This window comes from Neorhizobium vignae (assembly GCF_000732195.1).
In the GTDB taxonomy this organism is placed as follows: domain Bacteria; phylum Pseudomonadota; class Alphaproteobacteria; order Rhizobiales; family Rhizobiaceae; genus Neorhizobium; species Neorhizobium vignae.
The window spans coordinates 234,407-247,428 of record NZ_JNNU01000008.1; the positions used below are offsets into that span (position 1 = coordinate 234,407).

General features: G+C 63.1%; 12 protein-coding genes. 9 read left to right on the forward strand and 3 right to left on the reverse strand.

Features of this window, described 5'->3' with window-relative positions; genetic code table 11:
• Positions 1 to 77 precede the first annotated feature (77 nt).
• The 3 genes from GQ59_RS16025 to gcvA form a co-directional block, all read right to left on the reverse strand.
• On the reverse strand, positions 78 to 773 hold the full coding sequence (locus tag GQ59_RS16025; RefSeq protein WP_037082912.1) for a DUF2161 domain-containing phosphodiesterase: 696 nt from the start codon (positions 771 to 773) through the stop codon (positions 78 to 80).
• A 36-nt stretch (positions 774 to 809) separates the two neighbouring features.
• Positions 810 to 2,528 carry an ABC transporter ATP-binding protein gene (locus GQ59_RS16030; protein ID WP_037082915.1) on the reverse strand — a complete coding sequence of 573 codons (1,719 nt, stop codon included), beginning with the start codon at positions 2,526 to 2,528 and terminating at the stop codon, positions 810 to 812.
• Between the two features lie 124 nt (positions 2,529 to 2,652).
• Positions 2,653 to 3,594: a transcriptional regulator GcvA gene (gene gcvA / locus GQ59_RS16035; RefSeq protein WP_037082918.1), complete on the reverse strand. Its 942-nt coding sequence runs from the start codon at positions 3,592 to 3,594 to the stop codon at positions 2,653 to 2,655.
• Between the two features lie 172 nt (positions 3,595 to 3,766).
• Between gcvA and speB the strand changes: the two genes are divergently transcribed.
• From speB to gtdA, 9 genes are all read left to right on the forward strand, one after another.
• Positions 3,767 to 4,825, forward strand: a complete 1,059-nt coding sequence (gene speB, locus GQ59_RS16040; RefSeq protein ID WP_037082920.1) for an agmatinase — start codon at positions 3,767 to 3,769, stop codon at positions 4,823 to 4,825.
• 73 nt (positions 4,826 to 4,898) lie between these two features.
• Positions 4,899 to 5,987: an ABC transporter substrate-binding protein gene (locus GQ59_RS16045; protein ID WP_037082921.1), complete on the forward strand. Its 1,089-nt coding sequence runs from the start codon at positions 4,899 to 4,901 to the stop codon at positions 5,985 to 5,987.
• Between the two features lie 214 nt (positions 5,988 to 6,201).
• Positions 6,202 to 7,239, forward strand: coding sequence for an ABC transporter ATP-binding protein (locus tag GQ59_RS16050; protein WP_037083156.1), 1,038 nt, complete (start codon positions 6,202 to 6,204; stop codon positions 7,237 to 7,239).
• Positions 7,236 to 8,090 (forward strand): ABC transporter permease, encoded by an 855-nt coding sequence (locus GQ59_RS16055; protein ID WP_037082922.1) that lies wholly within the window; start codon positions 7,236 to 7,238, stop codon positions 8,088 to 8,090. Before GQ59_RS16050 ends, GQ59_RS16055 begins: the two co-directional genes overlap by 4 nt.
• Positions 8,087 to 8,881 carry an ABC transporter permease gene (locus GQ59_RS16060; protein WP_037082923.1) on the forward strand — a complete coding sequence of 265 codons (795 nt, stop codon included), beginning with the start codon at positions 8,087 to 8,089 and terminating at the stop codon, positions 8,879 to 8,881. The genes GQ59_RS16055 and GQ59_RS16060 overlap by 4 nt, the downstream gene beginning before the upstream one ends.
• Before the next feature lie 12 nt (positions 8,882 to 8,893).
• On the forward strand, positions 8,894 to 9,664 hold the full coding sequence (locus tag GQ59_RS16065) for a carbon-nitrogen hydrolase family protein (protein WP_037082924.1): 771 nt from the start codon (positions 8,894 to 8,896) through the stop codon (positions 9,662 to 9,664).
• A gap of 87 nt (positions 9,665 to 9,751) precedes the next feature.
• Positions 9,752 to 10,831, forward strand: coding sequence for an iron-containing alcohol dehydrogenase (locus GQ59_RS16070; RefSeq protein WP_051903994.1), 1,080 nt, complete (start codon positions 9,752 to 9,754; stop codon positions 10,829 to 10,831).
• A gap of 58 nt (positions 10,832 to 10,889) precedes the next feature.
• On the forward strand, positions 10,890 to 11,792 hold the full coding sequence (locus tag GQ59_RS16075) for an IclR family transcriptional regulator (RefSeq protein WP_051903995.1): 903 nt from the start codon (positions 10,890 to 10,892) through the stop codon (positions 11,790 to 11,792).
• Positions 11,793 to 11,954: 162 nt separating this feature from the next.
• The gene (gene gtdA / locus GQ59_RS16080; RefSeq protein ID WP_084683189.1) at positions 11,955 to 13,004 is read left to right on the forward strand and encodes a gentisate 1,2-dioxygenase; all 1,050 of its coding nucleotides are present in this window, start codon (positions 11,955 to 11,957) and stop codon (positions 13,002 to 13,004) included.
• Positions 13,005 to 13,022: the final 18 nt, after the last annotated feature.

The window sequence follows — 13,022 nt, forward strand, 5'->3', positions numbered from 1 at the left end:
AAACAAAGCCGTCCGCCCTTCGAGGCGGGCGGTTTTTCTACCTTGTCCGGGACAGCACAAGAAGCTCTCGTGCTGAGCTAGCCGCCGATATCGCTCGGCGCGGCCAGTTCGATCTCGCCCGGCCTCGGCTGCGGCCAGCGCTCCAGCGCCTGCCGTCCGATATTCGTCAGCCCATAGACGCCCTTGTCGATGCGCTCGAACCAGCCGTAATAATTGGCACGCAGGATCGCACCCGCTGTGGGCGCGGCCTGTTTGAGATCCCGCGGCCGCAACGGCCCACCGGCAAGCGCCGAGGCACAGGCGAGCGCCTGCTGTCGGTAGGCGGTCATCACCGGGACCTTGGTGCTGCCGCCCACGGCTGGATCGCCGCGGCGCTTGCGATGTTCATTGACCAGCCGCGTGCGTCGTTTCGGATTGGTGCGCGGCATCGGCGAGACCGAACTGACCAGCACGCTCACCTCGCCCGTATCCGAGACGCCGAGCATGCCGATCCCGAGCCGGCGGCAGAGATCGCGATACCGCTTGTCCGCCTCCCGGCCCCTGCCCTTTGCGGAAACACGCGCCGCGATCCAGACCTCGTCTGAAACGCCGGCCCGGTCGACCGCCTGCAGGATCAGTTCGAGGTTGAAGGTGAGCTTCAGCTCGCAGATCACTACGACCGGCGGGTCCGCCTCGCTCAACCCCACCAGATCGCAGCCGCCCACTTCCCCCTTCACCTCGTATCCGAAGCTTTCCAGGAAGGTTTTGACGGGAAGATAAAGCGACGTTTCCATGCGGTCCGGCGGCGGTGAATCAGTGGGTGGAGACTATCACATCGTCCCAACCTGCGCCGCGTGGAGCCTGGTATAGGCGCCGCGCTTGGCGATCAGGTCCTGGTGGGTGCCCTGTTCGAGGATGCCGTTGCCATCGATGACGACGATGCGGTCGGCACCCTGGATGGTGGCAAGCCGGTGGGCGATGATCAGGGTCGTGCGGCCTTGCGAGAGTTCGGCGAGCGAGCGCTGGATGGCGCGTTCCGTCTCGGTATCGAGCGCCGAGGTCGCCTCGTCGAGGATCAGGATCGGCGGGTTTTTCAGGAACATGCGGGCGATCGCGACGCGCTGCTTCTGGCCGCCCGAGAGCTTCACCCCGCGCTCGCCGATCACGGTATCGAGCCCCTGCGGCAGGCCGGCGAGCATCTCTTCGAGCCGTGCCTGTCGCGCCGCCTCGACAATATCCGCCTCGCTGGCGCCAAGCCGGCCATAGGCGATGTTTTCGCGGATCGTGCCGCCGAACAGGAAGACGTCCTGCTGGACGATACCGATCTGTTGGCGCAGCGACACCTTGGTCATGGCGCGGATATCGATGCCGTCGATGGTAATGCTGCCGGCGCCGATCTCGTAGAAGCGGGGCAGCAGCGAGCAGATGGTGGTCTTGCCGGCGCCCGAGGGGCCGACGAAGGCGATCGTCTCGCCGGCGCGGATCGCCAGGTTGACGTTTTCGAGCACCGGCTTTTCCGGGCTGTAGCCGAAAGAGACGTTCTCGTAAGCGATCTCGCCCTTGAGGTGATCGACGTCGACCGCGTCGGGCGCATCGGCGATATCCGGCTCGGTATCGATCAGCTCGGTGAAGCGACGGAAGCCGGCAATGCCCTTCGGATAGGTCTCGATCACCGAGTTGATCTTCTCGACCGGGCGGAAGAATACACCGACCAGTAGCAGGAAGCCGATGAACCCACCGGCGGTCAGCTCGCCCGACAGCACGAAATAGGCGCCGGCGATCATCACCACCATCTGGGTCAACCGCATGCTCATGTAGCTGAGCGAGCTGCTCGCCGCCATCAGCTTGTAGGCATCGAGCTTGACGCGCCGGTAGTTCTGGTTGTCCTCCTCGAACAGTTTCCGCTCGTGTTGCTCGTTGGCAAAGGCCTGCACGACGCGGATGCCGCCGACATTCTCCTCGATACGGGCGTTGAAATCACCCACACGCTGGAACAGCCGGCGGAAGTTATCGGTCATGCGGCCGCCGAAATGGCTCGTGACCCAGGCGGTCAGCGGCACCACGACGGCGGTGATCAACGCCAGCTGCGGGTTGACCGAGAACATCAGGGCGAGAGCCCCGGCAAAGGTCATGATGGCGATGAACAGGTCTTCCGGTCCGTGATGGGCGACCTCACCGATCTCCTCCAGGTCCTTTGTGAGACGCCCGACGATATGGCCGGTCTTCTGGTTGTCGAAATAGCTGAACGAGAGCTTCTGGAGATGGTTGAAGGCGGCCCGTCGCATGTCCGTCTCGATATTGATGCCGAGCATGTGGCCCCAATAGGTGACGATCGCCATAAGGCCCGTATTGATCACATAGATCACCAGCAGTGCCGCCGAGGCGAGCAGGATCAGCAGCCATTCCTGGCTGAGGAGAAGCCGATCGACGAACAGCTTCACCGCCATCGGAAAACCAAGTTCCAGCACACCCGAAATGATCGCGCAGCCGAAATCCAGGATGAAAAGCCCGCGATACGGTCGGTAATAGTCAAAGAAGCGACGAAGCATCGGACACTCTATAAATTAATAGGTGAGCAAAAGTGGCAAGTTTTTTGAACCCGCTTAGCCGGGTTCGCCGACGAGGTAAACCTCCGCTCTCCTGATCGCCCGGACAATAGATATGGGATAGATATCAGGCGCGGCGGCTGCGCAACAGCGTGCGGGCCGACGTGTGCGGTTCGGCGAGCTGATCCGCCTCCAGCGAGGCGAATAGCCAGTCGAGGAAGACGCGCACGATCGGTGCCGATCGCATGGCCGGCCGGCAGGCGACGTAGAAGGCGTCGTTGGCCGGAACGCTGAGGTCAAAAGGCACGACCAGCTCGCCGCGGGCGATCAGCTTGCTGGCGGTGATCGTGTCGCCGAGCGCGATCCCCTGGCCGTGCAGCGCCGCTTCCGTCGAAAACCGCGCGTCGCCCATGAAATATTGCTGCCGGCGCGGCAGGTCGACGGCATCGGCGGCAGAAAGCCAGGTGTTCCACTCACGCCCGTCCGCATCGCCATGCAGCAGGACATGATCTTCCAGGTCGTGTATCGAGCGTAGCGGCCGGCTGTTGAGCAGGGTCGGGCTGGCGACCGGGAAGAGCTGCAGGTTGCTCCAGAGCCGCGTCCAGGCATCCGGCCAATTGCCGTCACCATAAAGAAGGGCGACGTCGACATCCGAGGAATGCAATACCGCCGGATCGTTGGAGGCGGCGAGCTTCAGCGTGACACCCGGAAACTGCTCGGTGAAGGAATTGAGGCGCGGCACGATCCAGAAAGACAGCAGCGCCGGCACGCAGGTAATCGACAGCTCACCTGATGTCGCGGGCCGTTTCATCTGCGCGGTCGCGGCGGCAATCTCGCCGAAGGCCTGGCTGACGGCGGGCAGCAGCAGCGCGCCCTCCGAGGTGAGCTTCAGCCGCTTGGCGCCGCGTTCGAACAGCGAAACCTGCAGCGAGCTTTCCAGTGCCTTGATCTGATGGCTGACCGCGCCGTGGGTAACGTTGAGCTCCCGCGCCGCTGCCGAAACCGAGCCGCGGCGGGCGGTCGCCTCGAAGGCGCGCAGCGGATTGAGGGGTGGCAGGCGGTTGGTCATTTCATTCCCTGCGCTGAACCTAAGTGTTAGTTTTTCTCACAGCTACCGCTAGAACAATCTCAATTGCTTTTCCACCCGCACCTGACGGATAATGATGAAAACAAGGGCTGCAAGCCCGGTGGAACAAAAAATAGGCTGCGTACAAGCAGCCCTGCTGACAGGTGAGGCGATCATGACATTCGACGCGAAGAAGCTCGACGAATTGCGCGCAAAATATCTCGACAGCCCCGGCGGCGAGATTTTCGATCCGAAATTCAAAAAGGTCGGCGAAAAAATCTTCGACAAGGCCGGCACCCGCCTCGCGCCCTATGCGGGCATTCCCACACTTCTGGATGCACCCTACAGGCCACTCGACGCGGCGAACCCGGATTTCGGCGACCTGCAGGTGGCGATGATCGGTATGCCGATGGATCTCGGCGTCACCAACCGCCCTGGCTCACGCTTCGGGCCGCGGGCGCTGCGCACCATCGAGCGTGTCGGCCCCTATAACCACGTGATGGAATGCGCGCCAATCTACGAACTGAATGTCGCCGATATCGGCGACGTGGCCTTCCGCAGCCGCTACCGGCTGGAAATGAGCCATGACGACATCGAAAAGCGTGTGGGCCAGATCGTCGATGCCGGCGTGCTGCCGCTCTCGGTCGGTGGCGACCATTCGATCACCCATCCGATCCTGAAGGCGGTCGGCAAACGAGCGCCTGTCGGCATGATCCATATCGACGCCCATTGCGATACGAGCGGTTTTTTCGACGAGACCAAGTTCCACCACGGCGGCCCGTTCCGCAACGCAGTGCTCGACGGCGTGCTCGACCCCACCCGGACGATCCAGATCGGCATCCGGGGTGCCGCCGAATATCTCTGGGAGTTTTCCTACGAGTCCGGCATGACCGTCATCCATGCGGAGGAAGTGACCGGCATGGGGCTTGCGGCGATCATCGAGAAGGCCAAGAAAATCGTCGGCGACGGCCCGACCTATGTCTCCTTCGATATCGACAGCCTCGACCCAAGCTTTGCGCCCGGCACCGGAACGCCGGAGATCGGCGGGCTCACCACCCGCGAAGTGCTGGAACTGATCCGCGGCCTCAAGGGCATCAACATTGTCGGCGGCGACGTGGTCGAGGTGGCGCCGCAATATGACGCGACCAACAACACGGCCCATGCTGGCGCCCAGATATTGTTCGAAATTCTGAGCCTGATGGTCTTCAGCCCTTCCGTGAAGGGCCGCGCCTGACATAAACTGCAAACAACAAGGGAACTCGCCGGCCGGCGAAGCACCGGCAGGCCTAAAAACAAAGGAGAACATCATGCGTGACATTCTGAACGCCAAACTCGGCCGCCGCGGCGTGCTCGGTGCCGGTCTCGCCGGCGCCTCCATGCTGGCCATGCCCTCGGTGCTGCGCGCCCAGGACAAGTCGCTGAAGGTCGGCGTCTATGGCGGCTTCTTCAAGGATTCGTTCGACAAGAACATCTTTCCGGACTTCACCAAGGCAACCGGCATCGCCATCGAATCCGTCGCCGAGCCGACCGGCGAAGCCTGGCTGGTTCAGCTCGAACAGGCCGCCAAGGCGGGTGCCGCTCCGGCCGACGTCTCGATGATGTCGCAGGTCGCCATGCTGAAGGGCCAGTCGACCAAGCTCTGGGCGCCGCTCGACGCCGCCAAGCTGCCGAATTCCAAGAACCTTATCGATCACTTCGTCAACAAATATCCGGACGGCAAGATCGCCGGCATCGGCGCCGTTTCCTGGTACATCACACTGGTGACCAATACGCAGGCCTACAAGGAAGCCCCGACCTCCTGGGCGGCCCTGTGGGACAAGGCCAATGCCGACAAGCTCGGCCTGCTCGCGCTCGTCTCCAACTCCTTCCTGCTCGAAGTGACGGCAAAGACCTTCATGGGCGGCACCAAGGCGCTCGACACCGACGAGGGCATCCTCAAGGCGCTCGAAAAGCTCGCGGAAGTGAAGCCGAACGTCCGCCTCTGGTATCGCGACGAGGCACAGTTCGAACAGGCTTTGAAGTCGGGTGAAATTCCGATGGGCCAGTATTACCACGACGTCACCGGCCTTGCCGCCTCGCAGGGAAGCCCGGTCCGCTCGACCTTCCCGAAGGAGGGCGGCATTCAGGACAGCGGCTGCTGGGCTCTGTCGCGTGCCTCGAAGAAGACCGAGGAAGCGCACACGTTCATCAACTACATGTGCCAGCCAGCCATTCAGGCGACCCTGTCGCGCAAGGTCGGCACCTCGCCGACCGTCAAGCGCGACCTGCTCGACCTGACTGCCGCCGAATTCGCCTCGGTCTCTTCCGATATCGAGCCGATCATCCCGCGTTACGATCTCTACCAGACCAAGTCCGACTTCCTGAACCAGAAGTGGACGGAGATGATCGCAGGGTGATTTTTTGATAGTCTTGTGAGGTCGGGGCAGGAAACCCCTCACCCGACCTCCGCTTCGCTCGACCACTCTCTCCTCAGGGGGAGAGGAGGGAATGGCGAGGGTGCAGCACAAATATCTTCTCCCCAGCGGGGAGAAGGTGCCCGAAGGGCGGATGAAGGGGTGGCGCCATACCTCTCATCTCACCAACCAGGCGGAACTCACCTGCGGAGACCGAATGTCCGGATTGAACCTCAACCATGTGACGAAGCAGTTCGGCAACTTCACGGCCGTCAACGACGTGAGCCTGTCGGTGCCGGACGGGACGTTCGTCTGCCTGCTCGGACCATCCGGCTGCGGCAAGACCACGCTGATGCGGATGATCGCCGGCCTCGATCTTCCGACCGGCGGCTCGATCGAGCTCGGCGGGTCAGACATCACCGCGGTCCCCACCCACAAGCGCGATCTCGGCATGGTCTTCCAGTCGCTAGCGCTTTTCCCGCACCTGACGGTCGGCGAGAACATCGCCTATTCGCTGCGCATCCGCGGTACGCCCAAGGACGCACAGAAGAAGCGCGTCGATGAACTCTTGGCGATGATCCACCTGCCGGGCTTCGCGGACCGTTCGGTGGCAAAACTTTCCGGTGGCCAAAGGCAGCGCGTGGCGATCGCCCGCGCCCTCGCCATCTCGCCCAAGCTCTTCCTGCTCGACGAACCATTATCCGCGCTCGATGCGAAGCTTCGCGAGGCGATGCAGGTCGAGCTGCGTCAGTTGCAGCAGCGGCTCGGCATCACCACCATCGTCGTCACCCATGATCAGCGCGAAGCGATGACCATGGCCGACACGGTCGTCGTCATGAACGGCGGCGAGATCCGCCAGGCAGCAGCCCCGGTCGATATCTACCGCCGCCCGGCTGACAGTTTCGTCGCCGATTTCATCGGCCAGACCAACCTCCTGCCCGTCGCAGCCGACAGCGCCGGCCGCGCCAGCGTGCTTGGCGAGGTGGTCGAGGGAATTTCGCTCCCCGCCGGTGCGGCAAAAGGCATGCTGTCGGTGCGGCCGGAAGACGTGCAACTTACCGCTCCCGGGCATGGCGCGATTGCCGGCACGGTCACCTTCATTCGCGATCTCGGCGGCGCCATCGAAACCTTCGTGGAAGCCGGGGGTACCCAGGTGATCGCGGTATCTTCGCCGCGCAACCGGCCTGACGTCTCGGTCGGCCAGAGCGTCGGCATAAGGCTCGATCCAGCCACCAGCGTGGTGCTCGCCCGATGAGACGCGAACCGCCGCAGCGTCTTGCCGACTACGGACCGCTCTTTTTCCCGGCGGGCATGCTGATCGTGTTTTTCGTGGTGCCGTTCGCCACGATGATCGCCGTGTCGGTCTTCCAACGTGAACAGGGCGGTTTTTATACACCCGCCTTCGTATTCGACAACTACGCCCGTTTCCTCAGCCTGTTCTTCGGCAAGGTTCTGGGTTTTTCGCTGTTCCTGGCGATCGCCGTCGCGGCGGCCTGCGTGGTCATCGGCATTCCCTTCACCTATCTCCTCTCCCGCTCGCCCCGAAAAATCCAGATCGTCTGGCTGGTGGCGCTGCTTTCCATCCTGTCGCTCTCGGAAGTGATGATTGGCTTTGCCTGGTCGACGCTGTTTTCGCGCACCGCCGGCATCACCAACCTGTTCGTCTGGCTGGGGCTGATGACCCAGGCCCAGGCGCTGACCCCGAGTTTCGGGGCGGTTATGACCGCCATGACCTACCAGGCCTTCCCCTATACGGTCCTGGTCCTTTATCCGGCGCTGGTGCGCCTCGACCCGACGCTGACGGAAGCGGCGCGCACGCTCGGCGCCTCGCCGGTCAAGGCCTTCTTCACCGTCGTGGTGCCGGCGCTGCGCAACACCATTCTGGCGACGCTGATCATGGTCTTCATCTTCGCGCTCGGCTCCTACCTGCTGCCGCAGCTGCTTGGAAGGCCGCAGCACTGGACGCTGTCGGTGCTGATCACCGACCAGGCGATCTACCAGTCGAACATGCCGTTCGCTGCCGCCATGGCCGTTTTCCTGGTGCTGGTGTCGCTGGCGCTGGTTGGCTTGGCCCTTTATGCCGGACAGCAGAGGCAAGCGAAATGACAGCACTCCGCCGCCTGTTCTTCTTCGTCGTCGGCCTGTTCCTCGCTTTGCCGCTGATCGTCGTCGCCGGCGTCTCGATCAATGCGCGCCAGACGCTCGCCTTTCCGCCGCAGGGCTTTTCGCTCTCCTGGTACGGCCAGATCTTCACCAATCCCGAATGGCGCAATGCGCTGATCGCCTCGCTGACGCTTGCCGCCTCCTCGGCGCTTCTGGCGCTGCTGATCGCCCTGCCGCTTGCCTGGTTCCTGTGGAGGCGGATCGCCCCCTGGGCCAACATCTTCCAGCTTCTCGGCGTCGCGCCCTTTACCCTGCCGCCGGTCATCACCGCGCTTGGGCTCCTCACCTTCTGGGCGACCACCGGCTTCTACGGCCAACCGTGGACGGCGGTGATCAGCCACGGCATCTTCTTCGTCACTCTGCCGCTGGTGACCCTGTCGCTCGGCTTTTCGGCCATCGACCGTTCGCTGGTGGAAGCGGCCGCCACCATGGGCGCCGACGATCGGGTAATTTTCCGCACCGTCGTGCTGCCGCTGATCCTGCCCTATCTTGTCTCGGGTTACGCCTTTGCCTTCGTTTTGTCGCTGAACGAATATATCGTCGCCTACATGACCGTCGGCTTCACCATGGAAACCCTGCCGATCAAGATCTTCAACGCGCTGCGCTACGGTTACACGCCGACCATGGCAGCGGTGACTGTGCTGTTCCTGGTCATCGCGGCGGTGATTTTCGGTCTCGTGGCGCGCTTCGGAGACCTGCCGAAACTCTTGGGCGCCATGTCGGACGAGCGCTAAAGGAACAAGCCCATGAAGATCGCCGGTTTCCAGATGCAGCCCGTCGTCGGCGATATCGAGGCAAATCTCGCCAAGATCGACGCGGCGGCCGAAGAGGCGGCCGCCAAGGGCGCCACCCTGCTGATCGCCCCGGAACTGGCACTGATCGGTTATGGCGCAGCAGAGAAATTTCCCGACCTTGCCACGCCCGCCCATGGCCCCGTGACCGACCGGCTGTCGGAGATCGCCTCACAACATGGCTTGGCGATCGTTGCCGGTTTTGCCGAAAAGACTTCCGAAAACACCTTCAACAGCGCCTTCTTCACCGACGGCAAGGGCCAGACGGCGGTCTACCGCAAATGTAATCTCTACGGCCCCTATGAGCGCAAATGGTTCAGACAGGAGGACCGCCGCCAGATTCTGGTGACACTCGGCGGCATCAGGCTCGGGTTCCTGATCTGTTACGATGTCGAGTTCCCGGAAAACGTCCGCCAACTCGCAAAGGGCGGCGCCGATCTCGTCGTCGTGCCGACCGCGCTGCCGACCGGCGGCTCCGGTCAGTTCATCGCCGAACACATGATTCAGGTCCGCGCCTTCGAGAACCAGGTCTTCGTTGCCTATATCAACCACTGCGGCTCCGACGCCCTGTTCGCCTATGCCGGCCTGTCGCGCATTGCAGCACCTGACGGCAAGCTGATTGCCGAGGCACCCGCGGAGGGCGAAGCCCTGATCATCACCGAGGTCGATCCTGCGGCCTACGCCCAGTCGCGAGCGGAAAACACCTATCTCGCCGATCTCGTGTGAACCCCGGGCCTCCGGAGCAACGTGAAGCTCCCATTCCCTTTGATAATGTTGTATAGCATTCAGCGTTACAGCATTCCGGGGGGAGGCATGATACGAATATTCCGGGCGCCGGCTTTTTATATCCAGGGTCCGGGGTCCTTAAATCTGCTTGGCGAAAAGGCGGCGACGCTCGGCCGTTCGGTCGTGGCGATCTGCGATTCGGTCGTGCTACCGCATATCGAGGCGGATCTCACCGAGACCCTGAACCGGCAGGATATCACGCCCACAATCATCCCCTTCGATGCGGACGTCACCCATCGGGAAATGGACCGCCTGGCCGAGTTGGTGCGGTCAAAGGGCGGCGAGGTGGTGGTGGGCATCGGCGGCGGCCGCACGCTCGATGTCGCCAAGGGTGTCTCTCGCCGCGCCGGCCTTCCCTTCGTCAGCGTGCCGACGGCGGCTTCCACCGATGCGCCGTCGACCCGCGGCATCGTCATCTACGACGACCATCACACGATGATCGCCGTCGAGCAGATGGACCAGAACCCGGCCTTCGTGATCGTCGACACCGCGATCATCGCCAAGGCCCCTGCCCGGCTGCTGCTCGGCGGCATCGGCGATGCGCTGACCGCAAAATTCGAGACGGAAGGCGCCTGGAAGGGGACCGGCCTCTCCAAGCAGGGTACGCGGCCCTTGAGGACCGGCGTGATGCTCGGCGATATCTGTTACCGGATGCTGCTCGAACACGGGGCCGGCGCCATGCGGGTGGCCGGCACCGGCGAGGTGACGCCGGATTTCGAAGCCGTCGTCGAGACGATCCTCTGGGTCAGCGCCGTCGCCTTCGAAAACACCGGCCTCTCCATTGCCCATGCGGTCGCGACCGAACTCGGTGCGATCGAGCCGGTGCGAAAACACTCGCTGCATGGCGAACATGCCGCCTACGGCACGCTGGTGCAGGCAATGGCGGAAGGCCGCCCCGAGGACGAACTGACGACGCTGTTCGGCTTCTTCGACGAGATCGGCATGCCGCGCCGGCTTTCGGCGCTCGGCATGCCCGATATCGGTGATGCGGCGATCGAAAAACTCGCGACGGCCTGCGCAGAAAGCCCATTCCTGGTCAACCAGGAGCGGATGCTCGATGCGAATGATCTGGTCGCCGCCTTCCGTGCTGTGGAAAACTACGTTTAAAGCGGCTCGACCTGCTACAAATATAAATATAATCAACTGGGAACACAGGGGATTTAGGATGCCGTCAGATAAGACCAAGGCGCCGGAGGAATGGACCCAACGCCGCATTCAATCGATCGAGGTCGGCTTCCAGGTCATTCGCGCCATGGAGGCGGCGAACGGGCCGCTGCCGCTGCGCGATATCGCCGCCGCCGCCGGCATGCCGCCAAGCAAGGCACATCTCTACCTTGTCAGCTTCGTCAAGGAGGGCGTCGCCTTCCAGGATCCGGTCACTGGACATTACGGGCTCGGCCGCTTCGCGATCCAGCTCGGCCTGTCGGCCATCCGCCAGCTCGACGTGGTGGAATTCGCCCGCGAAGAGCTCGCGGCGCTGCAGCGCACCGCCGGTTTCGCAACCTATCTTTCGCTCTGGGGCGATCGCGGCCCGGGCATCGTTTCCAAGGTGGACGGCGAGCGGCAGGGATCGCTTGCCGTGCGCCTCGGCTACGTGCTGCCGCTCCTGACCTCGGCAACCGGCCAGGTCTTCCTCACCTATCTCAACGAAAGCGAGACCATGGCGGTGCGGCAGGACGAGATCGCTGCTGCCAAGCGGGGTGCGTCGGATGATGCGGCCTCGCTCTCGCCGCGCGTCACCACGACCAAGGAAATCCAGAAGATCATCGAGACCGTGCGCCACCAAGGTTATGCGATGACGGTCAACAGCATCAATTCGAGCTTCGCCGCGGTCGCCGCGCCGGTCTTCGACTATAGCGGCCGGATCGTCGCGACCATGACCGTGCTCGGATCCGACAAACAGCTCGCCGGCCCCCGCAAGAAACCGACGATCGACGCCCTTATGGCCGCCGCCCATCGGCTCTCCGAACGGCTCGGCGCGCCCGGCCGCGGGGCGACGAACGAGGACAGCGTCAAACTGCCCGCGCCGCCGAAGCCGACGCGGGCAAAGAGCACGGCGGGACGGTAATTATCGCCCATATTGCACCCCGGGTTGACGAGGGTTCGTGTGCAGTGAAGCAGGACATCGCAATGGGCTGATCTGCCTCCTTCATACGTCCATGATTGACGCCATCAAATTAATTAGTATACCTTACGATCTTCGGCTGGAGGAGCCGAGGAGGAGGATTTCATGCACGAGATCGATGCAGCCACCGTTGCGAAACGGGAGGAATTTTATGCCCGGATCAAGCCGCACAACATGGCGCCCCTCTGGGAAGTGATGAAGGGCATGCTGCCGCCGGAGCCGACCTCCAAGGCGCAGGCGCATCGCTGGCGTTACGACGACATCCGCCCGCTGATCCTCGAATCCGGCAGCCTGCTGACAGCCGAAGAGGCCGAGCGCCGGGTGCTGATCCTTGAAAACCCCGCCTTCCCGGCCCAGTCGCGCGCCACCTCGACGCTTTATGCCGGCATCCAGATCATCATGCCGGGCGAAGTGGCGCCGGCCCACCGGCACACGCCGTCGGCGCTGCGTTTCATGCTGGAAGGATCGGGCGCCTATACGACCGTCGGGGGCGAGCGCACCCGCATGGCATTCGGCGATTTCGTCATCACGCCCGTCTGGGCCTGGCACGACCACGGCAATGACGGCACCGAACCAGCCGCCTGGCTCGACGGTCTCGACGTGCCGATGATCGCCTTTTTCGAAGCGGTGTTCCGCGAGGATTCCAACGACACCGAACAGGAACTGCTTCGGCCGGAAGGCGACTCGCTCGCCCGTTTCGGCTCCGGCATGCTGCCGATCGGCGGCACGAGCCCCTATGGCCACACGACGCCGATCTTCAACTATCCCTATGAGCGCAGCCGCGAAGCCCTCTATCGCGCCTCGCGTGGCGAAGAGATTGACGCCCATATCGGCACGACGCTGCGATACTCCAATCCGCTCGACGGCGGCTGGACGATGCCGACCATGTCGGCCTGGCTCAGCCATGTCCCGAAAGGCATGGAAACCGCAAAAATCCGTTCGACGGACCATATCGTCATGTGCATCGCCGAAGGCACCGGCTCGATCACGATCGGCGCCAAAACCTTCGATTTCGGCCCGAAGGACGTGATCGTCGTGCCCGGGTGGTCGTGGCGCTCGTTCAAGGCGAACGAAGACGTCGTCGTATTCTGCTTCTCCGACCGCGTGGCGCAGGAGAAGCTCGGCTATTTCCGCGAAGACCGCACCCGCGTCTGAGCGAACGAGATCAGGGAG